Below are 15,212 nucleotides of genomic sequence, written 5' to 3'. Positions count from 1 at the left end.
GAACACCTAGAAATCGAGGGGATAGTGCCTGGCGACGTTCCCGCTGACGGCTGCACCGCACGTCAGGAGGTTGTGACCGCCCGCCGCGGCGATCTCGAGGGCGCGCTTGGCCCACGCATGGCCCCGCACGTCGGCGAGATCGAGATCGTCGGGCTCCGTATTCGTGTTCCAGCCGTCGGAATCGTGACGGTGAACCGGGATGTCGCGCTCGCCGTTCAGGTACTCGACGGCGTCGTGGAGCGTGGCGAGCGGGATGACGCCGACGCCGCTGACGACGGCGGCCTCGGCCGCGTTGCCCGCCGGAACGAGAAGCCGCGGGACGCCGCGGCGGCGGCAGTGGAGCGCCACCGGCAGCACGCCGCGGACCGGCCGGATATGGCCGTCGAGTGAGAGCTCGCCGAGGGCGATCGCGTTCTCGATGAGCCCTGGCTTGACGATCCCCGTGGCCGAGAGGATGCCGAGCGCCATCGGCAGGTCGAAGGCCGCGCCTTCCTTGCGGAGGTCGGCGGGGGCGAGGTTGACCGTGATGCGGTCCACGGGGAAGTCGAGCCCCGCGTTCCTGATCGCGGCGCGCACGCGGTCGCGGCTCTCGCGCACGGCCGAATCCGGCAAGCCCACCGTCGTAAAGGACGGCAGGCCCGGGGCCACGTCCACCTCGACGAAGACGTCGGCAGCTTCGATGCCGAAAACCGTGGCCGAGCGCACCCGGGCCAGCATGGCGCCAGTGTCGGGACGGGCCCGCGGTCCGTCAACGACTCAAAACGGATACAGGCGAACCGGTTCTGCTAATCTCGCCTCACCGTGGACATCGCCGCCGTCAGGCTGGATCGCGAGCTGCCGCTGCCCGCCTTTGCTCGGCCGGGTGACGCGGGGCTCGACCTTCGCGCCTCGGAGGCCGTGACGCTCGATCCCGGCGAGCGGCGGCTCGTCCCCACCGGGCTCGCCGTCGCCATCCCCGAGGGCCACGCGGGGTTCGTGCTGCCGCGCTCGGGCCTGGCGATGCAGAAGGGCGTGACCGTGCTCAATGCGCCGGGGCTCATCGATTCGGGCTATCGCGGCGAGCTGAAGGTGCTGCTGATCAACCACGGCGCCGAGGCCGTCGGCATCGAGCGCGGTGAGCGCATCGCCCAGCTGGTCATCCAGCCGGTGTCGCACGCGCGCCTCGTCGAGGTGGAGCGGCTGCCCGAGTCCGCACGCGGCGCGGGCGGCTTCGGCAGCACGGGGAGCTGACGCCTACTGGTTCAGGCGGCGCTTGGCGAAGCCGAGGAGTCCTTGGGGCATGAAGATGACCATGGCCGTGAAGATGATGCCGACGGGGATCAGGTAGTACTCGGTGAAGTAGCGCGAGAGGCCTTCGCGTAGAAGCAGGAAGAAGGCCGCGCCCGCGATGGGGCCGACGAGCGTGCCCATCCCGCCCATCACGTTGAAAATCACGACCTCGCCCGAGACGAGAAAGAACACGAAGTCGGGCGCCGCGAACTTGTTCTGGAACGCGTAGAGGATGCCGGCCAGTCCCGCGAAGAGCCCTGAGAGCATGACGGCGACGATCTTGTAGCGCTCGACGGAGTAGCCGATGGCCCGCGCCCGCGGCTCGTTCTCTCGGATAGCCTGCAGCACCATGCCGAAGGGCGACTGGGTGACGCGGCGGAGCAGGAGGTACGAGATCGTCACCACGCCGAGGACGAACCAGTGCAGGGTCTCCGTCGTGAAGGGGATCGAGAAGAGGCCGGGAATGGACAGCGCGGGGCGCGCGAAGCTGAGCCCGTTCTCGCCGCCTGTCACTTCCGTCCAGGTGAAGATGATGACGTAGAAGATCTGCGAGAAGACCAGCGTCGTGATCGCGAAATAAATGTCCCGCAGCCGTGTGGCGAAAAAGGCGACGAAGCTGGCCACCACGGCAGCGGCGGCGAGACCTGCGAGCAGGGCGAGCCACAGGTTGGCGGGTTTGACGATCATCAGCGCGGCCGCCGCCCCGTACATCCCCAGCCCGAAGAAGGCCGAGTGGCCGAAGGAGATCATCCCCGTGTAGCCGATCAGGATGTCCGAAGACATGGCCAGCAGGCCCCAGATCAGGATCTCGGTGACGAAGCGCCGCCAGAACTCCGGCAGCACCAGCGGGGCGACGACCAGGAGTGCCAGGATCACAGTGAAGCCCATCCAGTAGGCGGCGGCGGAACGTCGCATGGCTATTTGGGTGTCGGCACGAAGAGGCCGGTCGGCCTGAAGAGGAGCGTGAGGATCAGGGCCACGAAGGAGACGATGACCGCCTGGGAGGGGCTCACGATCAGCGAGGCGTAGGCTTCGAGCAGGCTGATGAAGATGGACGCGAGGATCGAGCCGCCGAGATTGCCCATGCCGCCCACCACGACCACGATGAAGGCGCGCACTGTGAAATCGGCGCCGATGTTCTGGGTGACGCCGGCCAGGGGTCCAAAGAGCACGCCGCTGGCGGCCGCCATCCCCGCTCCGATCGCAAAGACGGCGGTGTAAAGCGACGGGACCGGAATGCCCATGGCCTGAGCCATGACGCGATCTTGCATGGCGGCGCGGATCCAGATGCCGTACTTTCCGTACTTGAGGAAGAGGTAGAGCGCGCCAATGATGGCCGCGGAGATCAGGGCGGTGGCGATCCGGTACCAGGGGTACTGCAGGTAGAAGAGCGAAAACTGCCCCGTGATTGGTTCCTGGAGCTTCCGCGCCGAGGGGCCCCACTGCCAGAGCGCGTACTTCTGGAGCACCAGGGAGATGCCGAACGTGGCGAGAATCGTCGTCAGGGGGTCGCGGCCGAGGAGCGGCCGCAACGTGCTCACCTGGAGGATCGCCCCGAACGCGGCGATGGCGAGCGTGGCCACCATGAGAGCGAGCCAGAAGTTTCCCGTCACACCGAGGGTGGTGGCGCCGACGAAGGCCCCGAGCATCACGAGCTCGCCGTGGGCGAAGTTCACCACGTCCATGATCCCGAAGATGAGCGTCAGCCCCGAGGCCACCAGCGCCAGGATCATGCCGTTGACGAGGCCGTTGATGGTCTGGATGAGGATCTGCTCGACCGGGAGGCCCACGGCGCTCAGATCCCCAGGTACTGGTGGATGACCGCGTGGTTCGCGCGGAGGTCGGCCGCTGGCGCATGGTGGCGGACCACGCCCTTCTCCATGATGTAGACGCGGTCCGAGGCCTCGAGGGTCAGCGGCACGTTCTGCTCCACCAGGAGGATCGCCACCCCATCGCGGTGGAGCACATCGATGATCTCGTGGATCTGGGAGACCATGCGCGGCATGAGCCCTTCGGTCGGCTCGTCGAGGAGGATGATCTTCGGTTCGAGCATCATCGCCCGCGCGATGGCCAGCATCTGCTGCTCGCCGCCCGAGAGCGTGCCGCCGGCTTGGTTCCGCCGCTCAGCCAGCACCGGGAACGAGGCGTAGATCTTGTCGAGGAGCGCCGTGCGCCTGGCCTCGGTCACGCCCGGGCGGTCGAGTCCGGTGCGCAGGTTCTCCATGACGGTCAGGAGGCGGAAGATGCGCCGGTCCTCGGGTACCCAGGCGATGCCCAGGTGCGCCACGTGGTGGGACGCCATGCCGCCGATCTCGCGCCCCTCGAAGGTGACGCTGCCCTCCGACGGGCGCACGAGCCCCATCACGGTCTTGAGCGTTGTGCTCTTGCCGACGCCGTTCCGGCCGAGCAGCCCCACGACCTCCCCGGCCCGGACCTCGATCGACACCCCGTGGAGGATGTGGGACTTGCCGTAGTACGTGTGGACGCCGTCGAGAACCAGCATCACGTCTTGAGGTAAACCTCCTGGACCCGCGGGTTGGCCTGGATCTGGGCCGGCGTGCCCTCGGCCAGCACCTCGCCGTAGTGGAGCACCGTGATGGTCTTGGCGAGCCCCATCACCACCTCCATGTCGTGCTCGACGATGACGATGGTCAGGTCCTTCGCGATGCGCCGTACCAGCTCGACCGTGGTGCGGGTCTCGCTGACGCTCATGCCCGCGGTGGGCTCGTCGAGGCAGAGGAGCTGGGGCTCGGTCGCCAGCGCAATGCCGATCTCGAGGTTGCGCTGGGCGCCGTGGGAGAGGTTGGCCGCCAGCTCGTCCTCGTCTTCGCGGAGGCCGACGGAGGTCAGTACCGCGCGGGCCCGGTCGATGACGTCCGGGAACGACAAGCGGTTGCGCACCATGTTCCAGGCGTGGCGGCGCGACTGCGCGGCGATGCGGACGTTCTCGAGAACGCTGGCGCCAGGCAGGATGTTGGTGATCTGGTAGGAGCGCGCGAGACCCTTGTGCGAGACCTCGTTCGGCGGCAGCCCGGCCACGTCCTCGCCGTTCAGGACGATGCGCCCGGACGTCGGCCGCAGGACGCCCGTCAGGCAGTTGAAGAAGGTGGATTTGCCCGCGCCGTTCGGGCCGATGATGGCCCGGATCTCGCCGCGCTCGATCGCGATGCTGACCTTGTTGACGGCTGTCAACCCGCCGAAGCGCATGGTCAGCCCCTCGGTGCGCAGGATGGGGCCGGAGGCGGCTCCCCGGCCGTTACCGGCCGGGGCCGCCGTCTCCTGGGAGCGGTCAGCGGTCACTACGCGAACTTGCAGTTCGGGGGAACGACGGTCTTTTCCTTCGGGACCGTCGCGAGGATGCGGTGCTTGTTGTCCTTGATGTCGAAGATGAACTCCCGGACGAAGGCCTGGTGGTCCTCCTTCCGCAGCGTCTTGTCGCCCTGCGGGAAGTCGTCGGATTCCTTGACCTCCATCCCCTCCAGGGCCTCGATGAGTTTCATGGTGTCCTCGCGGCCGCGGAAGCCGGACTTCTGGATCCCGAGCTTGAGGAAGTTGGTGGCCTCGAAGTTGGACTGCACGTAGCGGTCGGGCTTGGGACCCGAGGGGTCGATCGCCTTGAGCCGCGCGACGGCGTCGTCGTAGAACTTCTTGTGGTACGGCGTGTTCAGCGGCGCGTCGAGGACCGGGACGTACCGGTTGACACCCACAAAGCCCTCGACCTTCTGACCGAGCGCGGCTAGATGAGTCGACTCGGCCACGGCGCCGTCCCCCGCGAGCTTGTACTTCTTGGTCAGGCCGAGGTCATAGGCTTGGTTGACGAAGGTGACGGCCGGCCCGCCGAAGAGGATCCCGAAGAGGCCGTCGAAGTTGCCGGTGATCTTCGAGAGGAAGGCCGTCATGTCGGCCGTGCCGAGCGGGACGCCGGTCGTCTCGACGGTCTCGCCCCCCGCCTTCTTGATCTGCTCGACGTAGGCGTCACGGGTGGTCTGGCCCCATGCGTAGTCCAGGTAGACGATGTGCCACTTCTTGCCCATCTTGCCGACCAGGTGCGGCGCGAACGCCACCGCCTGGGCTGGGGCGTAGTCGAAGGGCCGGAAGGTGTAGCGGCTGCACTTGGTGGTGGTGATCGTGGTGTCCAGGCACACGCTCACCATGTTGAGGACCTTGTGCTCCTCGTAGACGGGCATGCAGGCCAGGCAGACGTTGGAGAGGTAGCCGCCCACGTGGGCGTCGATCTTGTCGTCGATCACCAGCTTCTCGGCCCTGCGCCGGCCCACGTCGGGCTTGGACTCGTAGTCGCCGATGAGAAGCTCGATGGGCCGGCCGTTGAGGCCGCCCGACTTGTTGATGCGGTCCACGGCCATCTGCACGCCGACCAGCGCCGTCTTGCCGCCCGCGGCCGCCGTGCCGCTGAGCGGCTGCAGCGTCCCGACCTTGAACGGCTTGGCCTGGCCGAAGGCGTCCCTCCACCACGCGGGCACGGCCACGGTGGCGCCGAGGGCGCCTGCCGCCGCGGCGCCGAAGCCGATGAACCGGCGCCGGGTGGTCTTGCCGCTGTACCAGAAGTCTTCAGCCTGGGCCCATTTCTCCTCTGTCCATTTCTCCGCCATGGTCTCTGCCCTCCTTGTGGGCGTTACGGTCGCTGCTCGGCCACGGCCTCGAAAGCCGCGGTGAATGCTTGGACGGTTCGCTGGATATCTTCTTCAGTGTGGGCGAGGGAGACGTAGATCTTCTGCGCCGCCTTGACGACACCCAGCTCGAGCAGCGCGCGGGTAAACGCGGCATGGAGCGCGCGATCGGCCGTCAGCGTGGCCCGGTAGTCGGTGATGGGGCGGTCGGTGAAGTAGATCTCGAAGACGGGCGCCTCGCCCGCGACCTGCGCCTGGAAGCCCGCGCGCCTTGCGGCCTCCGCGAGCGCAGTCTTCACGCGGTTGCCGGTCGCGAAGAGACGCTCGTAGGCGCCCGGCTTGCGGAGCTCGGCGAGCGTCGCCAGCCCCGCGGCCGCCGCAACCGGGTTGCCGTTGAGCGTGCCCGCCTGCTGGACAAACTCGCCCGCGGTCTCCATGGCGGGCGCCAGGTGCCGCATCATCTCCTCGCGCCCGACCACGGCCGCCAGCGGGAAGCCGCCGCCGATGATCTTGCCCACCGCCGCGAGGTCCGGCACGACGCCGTAGTACTCCTGGGCGCCGCCGTAGGCGAAGCGGAAGCCTGTCACGATCTCGTCGAAGATGAGCGGCACCCCGTAGCGGCGCGTGACCTCGCGCACGCCTGCCAGGAAGCCCCTGTCCGGGATGATCAGCCGCTGGAAGGGCTCCATGATCACGGCCGCCAGGCTCTCGTGGTGCGCGGCGATGATGGCCTCGGTCTCCGCCAGGTCGTTGAAGGGCGCGATCAGTACCTCGTCGCTGATGGCGTGCGGGATGCCGGCCGAGTCTGGCGTGGGCGCGGGGAAGGCCTTGGGCGCCTTCGGCCCCACGCTCATCAGGGAGTAGTCGTGGGTGCCGTGGAAGCCGCCCTCGAACTTCAGGATCTTGTCGCGCTTGCGGAAGGCCCGCGCGACGCGCAGCGCGAAGAACGTCGCCTCGCTGCCGGAGGAGGTATAGCGCACCTGCTCGGCGCAGGGCATGGCGCGGCAGATTTCCTCGGCCAGGGCCACGGCGGGCTCGGAGAGCTGGAAGTACGTCGTGCCCCGGCTGAGCTGCGCCTGGACGGCCTCGATCACCGCCGGGTGGGCGTGGCCCAGCACCATGGGGCCCGACCCCAGGAGGTAGTCGAGGTACTCGCGCCCGGAGAAGTCGTAGAGGTGGGCGCCGCGGGCTTCCTTGACGACGAACTGGAGATCGTCGGGGGCGTAGTAGCCACTGAGCACACCGCCGGGGAAGCGGCGCTGAGCCGTTCCGAGCAGCGCGGTTTCCTCGGGAGTCCGTGACGTCGGGTGATTGTGGGGCGCCATCGGGTGGCCCCCCTTATACCGCAAGGCGCCCGGCCCCGCAAGCGGCCCAGGGGCGGCCCGGAGGCGCGCCCGGCCGGAGCCGGGCGGCTTGACGCCGGGGCCCGCCCCGGCTACTGTCCGCTCGGTCAGGCCCTCCCAATGGACATCCGCGAGAGATTGAACCGTGTCGTCACCTGGTGCTTAACCTGCCTGCTCGTGGTGCCGGTGTGCACCGTCCTGATGCGGGTGCTGAACCGGACGCGGATCGTGGGCAAGCATCACCTCCAGGGTGCGCGCCTGCCGCTCGTGTTCGTCTCGAACCACGTCACCATCTTCGACGACGGCCTCGTGGACACGCTGATCTTCTGGCCGCGCATCTTCTGGGAGTACGACTTCATCCCGTATCACGTTCCCGAGGAGCGCAACTTCTTCAAGGGCCGGCTGATAAGCTGGTTCATGCGGCGGATGAAGTGCATTCCGGTCCGCCGCGGCGAGGGGATCTTCCAGCCCGCGATGGACCGGATCATCGCGGCGCTCCGGGAGGGCGGCTGCGTGCGGACCTTTCCAGAGGGGACGCGGACTCGCAACGGGACTCTGGGCCACGGCCGGCCGGGCGTGGGCCGGGTGCTCTACGAGACCGGCGCCGCGGTGGTGCCGTGTTTCCACCGCGGGCTCGACCAGGTGCTGCCCATCGGGTCGGTGGTCCCGCGCATCGGGAAGCGCGTTGACATCGTGATCGGGCCGCCGTTCAGCGTGGACGATCTGCGCGCGCTGCCGAACACGAAGGAGACCTGGCAGAAGATCGCCGACCGGCTGATAGAGAAGATCGCCGAGCTCGGCCGCCCGGCGGCAGGGACTTAGCCGAGCAGGCCGCCCCGTGATTTCAGAAGGGACGAGTTTCCTCAGGAGCAAGTCTAATGGGCTTGCCGGAGATCCTAACGTACAGTACATCGGGATCGAGGTCGGCTCCGTTAGGCCAGCACACGGTTCCGAGCTCAGGATGCACCCGGACCTCAGAAAACCGTGCCGGGTCTCGCAAGGGAGCGAACACTCCTTCGAAGCGGATGAGACCGGTCAGATCAATCTCACCTTCCACACCGTCCTCGAAACGCACGTGCAACCGGAAGCCGTCCAGCGGCTTGGCCTCGACCACATCCTTCATCATGGCATCACTCCAATGGCGCGATGGACCTGAGCGGCGCCTGTCGCTCGGCCAGTCGCCAATCTTCCCGCAGCTCCTCCTGATGAAGCGATGCCCACTCCATCACCAATCCTAAGGACCCGCGGCGACAGGCGGCCGCCCAACACCGTCAGAAAGTCTATGCCAATTATCGCCCGCTGCTCTCCGTAGCGCGCATGGAAATGTGGTGGCGCGTGATCGTTGTAGAACATGGCGATGATGATGCCAAAGAACCTGCTGATTTCAGGCACCCACCCGCTCCATGGTCCCCGCAGCTTGGCGGTGTACCGATACGTTAGGCAGACAGTCCGGAGGCCCTCAGCGCCAGGCGGATGCGGTGACGCTCGTCGTCGGAGACGGGCGTGAGCGGCGGCCGCACGTGCGCGGCTGGGATGCGGCCGAGCAGGACAAGCGCTTCCTTCATGCGGTTGTGCATGTCCACGAAGGGCGGCGCGTAGAACACGCTTACGAGCGGGGCCAGGCGCTCGTTGGCGCGGTGGGCACGCACGAGGTCGCCCGCCTTCACGGCGGTGAAGAGCTCGGCCTGGAGGTCGGCCGCGACGCTGCCCATGCCCGAGATGCACCCGTCGGCACCCAGGCAGAAGCTCGCCATCAACGACATCGTGAAGGACGACAGCATCGCGACGGGGCGCCCCGAGGCCCGGAGCGCGCGCAGGTTCTTCTCGTAGGCGACGATGTCGTTGGACCAGTCCTTGACGCCCACGACACTCGGGATCTTGCAGAGCTCGCCGAGCGTCTCGGGTGAGTAGCCCATGCCCGAGGTGGGCGGGTACTCGAAGACGATGAGCGGCAGGTCCACGCCGTCCGCCAGCATCGAGAAGTGGCGCAGGGCCATGTCGGGCTTTACCTGGGCGCCCCACATGAAGATGGTCGGCGGGAAGATGAGGAGCCCCGAGGCGCCCGCGGCCTTGGCGTCGCGCGCCAGCTCGATCGCCTCGTGCGTGCCGTCCGAGTAGACGCCCGCGATGATCGGCACCTTGCCGCCCACTTCTTCGATTGCTAAGGCCAGCGCCCGCTTGCGCTCCTCGCGGGAGAGCGAAGACACCTCGGCCGCATGGCCGTTCGCCACGATGGCCGTCACGCCCTTCGTGTCCGCCAGCCAGCGCAGGTGCTTCTTGTAGGCCGCCACGTCGATGGCGAGGTCGGCGGTGAAGGGAAGCAGGTTCGCCGGGATGCATCCCGAGAAGCGGTAGCCGTTGTTCATGGCCACGAAATTACCATGCCCCGGGAGCCGACGCTACCACGTGAGTTGCTCGGCTCGCCTGCGGCTGCGCCTCGCGCTACCACCGGCAGATCTCGTCGGCGATCTGCTTGGTGGTGAGGACGCGGCCATAGGCGCGGCGGATGATGTCGAGGGTGGCGCGCTGGATCTCGGGCCAAAGGGTGGCCGTCCCGTCCTCGACGACCGTCATGCGGTACTCGCGGTTCATGCCCCCGACTGCCGTTGCCAGCACGCAGATGTCTGTCATCGTGCCCGTGAGCACCAGATGGGTGACGCCGCGGGCGCGGAGCGCAGCGTCCAGCGGCGTCCCGTTGAAGCCGTCGTAGTGGAACTTGGTCACGACCAGCTCGTCCGGGCGGGGCTGGAGCTCGGGCACGACGCGGAGATTGGCCTCGCCCTCGAGGCAGGAGGACGAAGGCATGCCGAACCCGCGAGGAGCGCCCGGGGCGGCCTTGCGATGCTCGGGATGCAGCTCGCCCACCAGGAGAGACGCCCGCTCGGAATAGGTGAACTCTGTGAAGACGACGGGCAGGCGTTTCTCGCGGAAGAGGTCGAGGAGGGTGCGGATCCGGGGAATGATGTCACGGGCGGGCGGCACTTCCATCGCCACGCCCGGGTCGAGAAAGCCGCGCTGCATGTCCACCACGACCAGCGCCGTCTTCCCCGGCGCCAGCCTCAGCGCCGCTTCAAAGGCCTCCGCGCGGTCCATGCGGGACCGTGGGGCCGACGTTCTACTCAGCTCTCGGCTCGCCTTCGGCTGCGCCTCGAACTACCACGCGGCAACAGAGAAAGCGTTGGGGATGTGGCGGATGGCTTTTACGCCGCCCTCGTCGTTGACGACGACGGCCACGACGTCGAAGCGGCAGGGCTGCTCGCGCAGGCGCTTGGAGCGGAGGTAGCTCTGCGCCAGCTTGCCGAGCTTGTTCTGCTTGCGCGTATGGACGCCGGCCTGGGGCGGCGGCGCGTTCTCGATGTCCTTGCGCGTCTTGACCTCGACGAAGACGAGGGTCTTGCCATGCTTCGCGACGAGATCGATCTCGCCGACGCGCGTGCGGACGTTCTTCTCGAGGATGGCGTACCCGCAGCGTGTCAGGAAGCGGGCCGCCTCCTCTTCACCCTTGATGCCTGTGGCTTTCCTCGTGTCAATCGGCACGGTTCACTCCTTGCCTTGCGCGTATTCGAACAGATCCGGTTGTGCGACGCCTGTAAAGCTCAGGCGGTGCAAGGGACACGGCCCGTGAGCCAGCAGCGCGGCCCGATGGTCGGCGGTCGGGTAGCCCTTGTGCCGCCCGAAGCCGTACTGCGGGTACTCCCGGTCCGCCTCTGTCATCATTCTGTCCCTCGTCACCTTGGCTATGATCGATGCGGCGGCCACCGTAGCCGACCGCTGGTCTCCCCTGACCAGGTTGCGCTGCGGGCAGCGCAGCCCCTCGAGCTTCACGAAGTCCGTCAGCACCAGCTCCGGCTCGACATCGAGCGCCGCGAGCGCCCGCCCCATGGCCCACCGCGTCGCCTCGAGCACGTTGACCCGGTCGATGGTCGCCGCGTCCACCAGCCCGACTGCCACCGCCATCGCGCGGGCGCGAATGACGGCGTCCAGCTCTTCCCGACCGGCCCGCGTCAACCGCTTCGAGTCGTCCACGCCGTCGATCCGCGTGCCCGGTTCCAACACCACCGCCGCCGCCACCACCGGCCCCGCCAGCGGGCCTCGCCCCGCCTCGTCGAGCCCGGCGACACGCGTGAGGCCGCGCCGCCAAGCCGCCTGCTCGAAGCGATAGGGCGCGCCCGTGGCCGATGTCTCCCGCTACTCCGACTCGCCCGATGTCGGCACAACAGCGGCGCGCTTCTCCTTCAAGCGCGCCGCCTTGCCGGCGAGATCCCGCAGGTAGTAGAGCTTCGAGCGCCGCACGGTGGCGCGCTTCATCACCTGGATCTTGTCGATCCGCGGCGAGTGCAGCGGGAATGTGCGCTCCACGCCTACACCATACGAGATGCGCCGCACGGTGAACGAGGCGCTGATCCCGTCGCCGCGCTTGCGGATCACCACGCCTTCGAAGACCTGGATCCGCTCCTTCTCGCCCTCGACCACCTTGACCGACACCCGGACCGTGTCGCCGGGCGCGAGGCCCGCCCGGTCCTTCTTCAGCTGTCCCGCTTCGACGATGCGAATGGCTTGCATGATTCGTGGCTCCTTACTCGAGATAGTCCTCGGGCGGCCGGCCCTGGCTGAAGCCCGCTACCCACTTCTGCTCCTCAGGCGAGAGGTCCGCCGTCTCCAGCAGATCCCGCCGCCGTTGCCACGTCCGCCAGACGGACATGACGCGCTTCCACCGTTCGATCCGGGCGTGGTCGCCCGAGCGCAAAACCTCCGGTACTGCCCACTCTCTGAACACCTCGGGGCGCGTGTACTGCGGATGCTCGAGCAGCCCCCGCGAGAACGAATCCCGCGCCGGCGCCCCCTCGTCGCCCAAGGCGCCGGGCAGAAGCCGCGTCACCGCTTCGCTGACCACCAGCGCCGCCGCCTCGCCGCCCGACAGCACGTAGTCGCCGATGGACAGCTCCTCGTCCACCAGGCGCTCGCGCACCCGCTCGTCCACGCCCTCGTAGCGCCCGCACACCAGCACCAGGTGAGGCAGCGCGGCGTATTCGGCCGCCACCTCCTGGGTGAAGCGCCGCCCCGCCGGGTCGAGCAGGATGACCCGCGCTCCCGGGGTCCTGAGCGTCTCGATGCACGCCGCGAGCGGCTCGGGCTTCATGATCATCCCGCCGCCACCCCCGAAGGGCGTGTCGTCGGTCACGCGGTGCTTGCCCGGGGCGGAGTCGCGCAGGTTGTGGACGCGGATGTCCACGATCCCACGCACGCGCGCGCGCCCCACGATGGAGTCGCTGAGCGCCGGCTCCACCATCCCGGGAAAGAGCGTGACGATGTCGATTCTCACAGCTCCAAGAGCCCCTCCGGCGGGTCGATGACAATCCGCCGCTCCGCCACGTTCACTTCCACCACGATCTCGGGCACCGCGGGCACCAGGTGTTCGCGGCCGCCCTCGGCCACCACCCACAGCGGCTGACCCTCGCTGCCCTCCACCCGCACGAACTCTCCGACGCGCCGCCCGTCGCGCGTCTGCACCGTCGCGCCGGCCATCTCCCAGGGGTAGAAGTGCCCCTCGGGCGCCGGCAGCACGTCCTCCTGTGCCACCGCGAGCAGCCGTCCCGTGAACCGCCGGGCATCCTCCGGCGAGGTCACGCCCTCCATCCTCACCAGCACCGTCTCCCCCTCGAAGCGGCAGGAGGCGATGCGGCAGGGCTCCCGCCGGTCGGGCACGGGCTCCCACAGCACGCACTCGCTCAAGCCTGTGAAACGCTCCTTCGGGCGATCCGTGAGCGGCTTGACGCGCACCTCGCCCTGGAGCCCCCAGGGTCTCAGTACCTCTCCCACCGCGACGAGAGCGGGCCCGGGCGCCACCGTCGCTACGCCTTGGCGGCCTTCGCGGCGTGCTTCAGGAGGTGCTTCACCGTGTTCGACGCTTGCGCGCCCTTCTTGATCCACTCCGCCGCCTTTTCCGCGGAAATCTTGATGGTCGGCGGCTTGGTCAGCGGGTTGTAATGCCCGATGACCTCGATGAAGCGCCCGTCGCGCGCCGCGCGCGAGTCGGCCACCACCACGCGGTAGGCCGGCTTCCGTGTCGTCCCGGTCCTTCTCAGTCGGATGTGCACCGCCACCTGTTCACCTCTTTCGTGTGGTTATCTAGGCAAGAACGGCATGGCGCCCTTGAACTTGCCCATGCGCCCTTCCATCTGCTTGAGGCCCTTCATCATCTGCTTGAGCTGCGCGTACTGCTTCAACAGCCGGTTGACGTCGGCCACCTGGGTGCCGCTGCCCTTGGCGATGCGCGCGCGACGGCTGCCGTTGATGATCGCCGGCTTGACGCGCTCGTCCGGCGTCATCGAGCCGATGATCGCCTCGAAGCGCTTGAGATTCTTCTCCTCGCCCTTGAGCTCCTTCGGCATGCCCTTGGAACCCTTGAACATCGGCAGCATCTCCATGATCTGCCCCAGCGGTCCCATGGAGCGGAGCTGCTTGAGCTGCGTGGCGAAGTCCTCGAGGGAGAAGCTCTCCTCGCGGATCTTCCGCGCCATCTCCTCGGCCTGGGAAGCATCCACGTGGGCCTGGGCCTTCTCGACCAGCGAGAGCACGTCGCCCATACCGAGGATGCGCTGCGCGAGCCGGTCGGGGTGGAAGGGCTCGAGCGCGTCCGTCTTCTCACCGACGCCGACGAACGCGATGGGCCGCCCCGTTACCTCCCGCACCGACAGGGCCGCGCCGCCCCGCGCGTCGCCGTCCATCTTGGTCAGCACCACCGCGTCAATGCCCACCGCGGCGTTGAACTTCTCCGCCACCGTCAGCGCGTCCTGGCCCGTCATCGCGTCCACCACGAGCAGCACGTGGTGCGGCGCCACGTCCTTCTTGATCACCCGCAGCTCGTCCAGCATCACCTCGTCGATGTGCAGCAGCCCCGCCGTGTCGAGGATGAGCGGCGAGAGCCCGCGCTGGGCTGCTTCGTCGCGCGCCGCGCGGCAGATGGCTGCGGGCTTCTGCGTCTCTTCCCCAAGCACGGGGATGCCCAGGTCCTTGCCCAGGCGGCGGAGCTGCGCCATGGCGGCCGGGCGGTAGACGTCGGCCGAGGCCAGGATCGGGTGCTGCCCCTGCTTCTGGAAGTGCCGCGCGAGCTTGGCGGCCGAGGTGGTCTTGCCCGAGCCCTGGAGACCGACCAGCATGATGACCGTGGGCGGATGAGACGCCATCGCCAGGCGATGCCCCGAGCCGCCGAGCAGCTCGACCAGCTCGTCGCGCACGACCTTGACCACTTGCTGCCCCGGCGTGAGCGACGTGAGCACGTCTTGGCCCACCGCCTTGACGCGGACTCGCTCGATGAAGCCCTTGACGACCTTGAAGTTGACGTCGGCTTCGAGGAGGGCCACGCGCACTTCGCGCAGGGCCTCCTGGATATTCTCCTCCGTCAGCCGGCCGTAGCCACGGAGCCGGTCAAAGATACCCGTGAGTCGCGAAGTAAGGCTGTCGAGCATGGCGTCGGCTCTGAAGTACCCTCCAGGAAACGCTAAAGGATACTGATCGAGATGGAGAAAGTCAAGCCTATTTCAATACTTCCGACGCACTCCTCAAATCCCTGGGGGCCTGGCCAGGGTCGACATATCCGCCCTTTGGTCACCATTAAAAAGGGATCTCGGCCAGCCGCCGGCCGAACAAGGCCTTTATCTGGCGCACCTTTGGCCAGGCGTCGAAGGGGCCAGCCCCCCTGTACCGTACCCGATTGGGTTATCAGATCAACCAGGTAGGCCCTCCGTCAGCGGTTCCCGCGTTGTCCGGGAGGGTAGCCAACACTAGCCCCCTCGGGCGGCGCGGTCGCCTCGTCCGTGAGCCCCACCCCTGACATAATCGCCCATACTCAGACACCGGCCACCCCGGGGAGCCGATGCCACAGCGCACATGAGCAGCCTCCTCGCGCGCCGACCACGCCCGCCCGACTGAGCGGCATCATAGGCTGGCACACCCCCGCCGTCAACCGGCC

Annotated in this window: 18 protein-coding genes and 2 pseudogenes; 2 read left to right on the top strand and 18 right to left on the bottom strand. The window is 68.0% G+C overall.

Annotated elements, in window-relative coordinates; all coding sequences use genetic code 11:
* Window positions 1-6: 6 nt before the first annotated feature.
* A complete protein-coding gene (locus VGV06_20655) occupies window positions 7-717 on the bottom strand; it encodes a magnesium chelatase domain-containing protein (GenBank protein ID HEV2057551.1) in 711 nt (236 codons plus the stop codon).
* Between the two features lie 84 nt (window positions 718-801).
* On the opposite strand from VGV06_20655, the gene dut reads away from it, so the two are divergent.
* Complete coding sequence (dut, locus tag VGV06_20650; protein ID HEV2057550.1) at window positions 802-1,230, top strand: dUTP diphosphatase; 429 nt, start codon at window positions 802-804, stop codon at window positions 1,228-1,230.
* Window positions 1,231-1,233: 3 nt separating this feature from the next.
* Here dut and VGV06_20645 read toward each other — a convergent pair whose 3' ends face one another.
* The 6 genes from VGV06_20645 to VGV06_20620 form a co-directional block, all read right to left on the bottom strand.
* Window positions 1,234-2,184 carry a branched-chain amino acid ABC transporter permease gene (locus VGV06_20645; protein ID HEV2057549.1) on the bottom strand — a complete coding sequence of 317 codons (951 nt, stop codon included), beginning with the start codon at window positions 2,182-2,184 and terminating at the stop codon, window positions 1,234-1,236.
* 2 nt (window positions 2,185-2,186) lie between these two features.
* Window positions 2,187-3,059 (bottom strand): branched-chain amino acid ABC transporter permease, encoded by an 873-nt coding sequence (locus tag VGV06_20640; protein ID HEV2057548.1) that lies wholly within the window; start codon window positions 3,057-3,059, stop codon window positions 2,187-2,189.
* A gap of 5 nt (window positions 3,060-3,064) precedes the next feature.
* The gene (locus VGV06_20635; GenBank protein ID HEV2057547.1) at window positions 3,065-3,772 is read right to left on the bottom strand and encodes an ABC transporter ATP-binding protein; all 708 of its coding nucleotides are present in this window, start codon (window positions 3,770-3,772) and stop codon (window positions 3,065-3,067) included.
* Complete coding sequence (locus tag VGV06_20630; protein ID HEV2057546.1) at window positions 3,772-4,476, bottom strand: ABC transporter ATP-binding protein; 705 nt, start codon at window positions 4,474-4,476, stop codon at window positions 3,772-3,774. The genes VGV06_20635 and VGV06_20630 overlap by 1 nt, the downstream gene beginning before the upstream one ends.
* 92 nt (window positions 4,477-4,568) lie before the next feature.
* Entirely contained in the window at window positions 4,569-5,879 is a 1,311-nt protein-coding gene (locus VGV06_20625) for an ABC transporter substrate-binding protein (protein ID HEV2057545.1), read from the bottom strand.
* A 23-nt stretch (window positions 5,880-5,902) separates the two neighbouring features.
* Window positions 5,903-7,222, bottom strand: coding sequence for a glutamate-1-semialdehyde 2,1-aminomutase (locus tag VGV06_20620; GenBank protein HEV2057544.1), 1,320 nt, complete (start codon window positions 7,220-7,222; stop codon window positions 5,903-5,905).
* 138 nt (window positions 7,223-7,360) lie between these two features.
* Here VGV06_20620 and VGV06_20615 point away from each other — a divergent pair, with 138 nt between their 5' ends.
* Window positions 7,361-8,062, top strand: a complete 702-nt coding sequence (locus VGV06_20615; protein HEV2057543.1) for a lysophospholipid acyltransferase family protein — start codon at window positions 7,361-7,363, stop codon at window positions 8,060-8,062.
* A 22-nt stretch (window positions 8,063-8,084) separates the two neighbouring features.
* Here the strand turns inward: VGV06_20615 and VGV06_20610 are convergent, their stop codons facing one another.
* The 11 genes and pseudogenes from VGV06_20610 to ffh all read right to left on the bottom strand — a co-directional run bounded on the left by VGV06_20610 (window position 8,085) and on the right by ffh (window position 14,709).
* On the bottom strand, window positions 8,085-8,366 hold the full coding sequence (locus VGV06_20610; GenBank protein HEV2057542.1) for a DUF2442 domain-containing protein: 282 nt from the start codon (window positions 8,364-8,366) through the stop codon (window positions 8,085-8,087).
* 4 nt (window positions 8,367-8,370) lie between these two features.
* A pseudogene (locus VGV06_20605) lies at window positions 8,371-8,632 on the bottom strand (DUF4160 domain-containing protein).
* A 44-nt stretch (window positions 8,633-8,676) separates the two neighbouring features.
* Complete coding sequence (locus tag VGV06_20600; protein ID HEV2057541.1) at window positions 8,677-9,606, bottom strand: dihydrodipicolinate synthase family protein; 930 nt, start codon at window positions 9,604-9,606, stop codon at window positions 8,677-8,679.
* Between the two features lie 76 nt (window positions 9,607-9,682).
* On the bottom strand, window positions 9,683-10,333 hold the full coding sequence (locus VGV06_20595; GenBank protein ID HEV2057540.1) for an isochorismatase family cysteine hydrolase: 651 nt from the start codon (window positions 10,331-10,333) through the stop codon (window positions 9,683-9,685).
* A gap of 60 nt (window positions 10,334-10,393) precedes the next feature.
* On the bottom strand, window positions 10,394-10,777 hold the full coding sequence (locus tag VGV06_20590; protein ID HEV2057539.1) for a YraN family protein: 384 nt from the start codon (window positions 10,775-10,777) through the stop codon (window positions 10,394-10,396).
* A 3-nt stretch (window positions 10,778-10,780) separates the two neighbouring features.
* A pseudogene (locus tag VGV06_20585) lies at window positions 10,781-11,395 on the bottom strand (ribonuclease HII).
* 33 nt (window positions 11,396-11,428) lie between these two features.
* Complete coding sequence (gene rplS / locus VGV06_20580) at window positions 11,429-11,803, bottom strand: 50S ribosomal protein L19 (protein HEV2057538.1); 375 nt, start codon at window positions 11,801-11,803, stop codon at window positions 11,429-11,431.
* A gap of 13 nt (window positions 11,804-11,816) precedes the next feature.
* The gene (trmD, locus tag VGV06_20575) at window positions 11,817-12,563 is read right to left on the bottom strand and encodes a tRNA (guanosine(37)-N1)-methyltransferase TrmD (GenBank protein ID HEV2057537.1); all 747 of its coding nucleotides are present in this window, start codon (window positions 12,561-12,563) and stop codon (window positions 11,817-11,819) included.
* Window positions 12,560-13,087, bottom strand: coding sequence for a ribosome maturation factor RimM (gene rimM, locus VGV06_20570; GenBank protein HEV2057536.1), 528 nt, complete (start codon window positions 13,085-13,087; stop codon window positions 12,560-12,562). Before rimM ends, trmD begins: the two co-directional genes overlap by 4 nt.
* Window positions 13,088-13,092: 5 nt before the next feature.
* The gene (rpsP, locus tag VGV06_20565) at window positions 13,093-13,344 is read right to left on the bottom strand and encodes a 30S ribosomal protein S16 (GenBank protein ID HEV2057535.1); all 252 of its coding nucleotides are present in this window, start codon (window positions 13,342-13,344) and stop codon (window positions 13,093-13,095) included.
* 21 nt (window positions 13,345-13,365) lie between these two features.
* Window positions 13,366-14,709 carry a signal recognition particle protein gene (ffh, locus tag VGV06_20560; GenBank protein ID HEV2057534.1) on the bottom strand — a complete coding sequence of 448 codons (1,344 nt, stop codon included), beginning with the start codon at window positions 14,707-14,709 and terminating at the stop codon, window positions 13,366-13,368.
* Window positions 14,710-15,212 lie beyond the last annotated feature (503 nt).

It is taken from the genome of Candidatus Methylomirabilota bacterium (genome assembly GCA_035936835.1).
GTDB lineage: Bacteria > Methylomirabilota > Methylomirabilia > Rokubacteriales > CSP1-6 > AR37.
The sequence above is the reverse complement of the archived record's forward strand: the minus strand, read 5'-3'. Positions and strand labels throughout refer to the sequence as shown.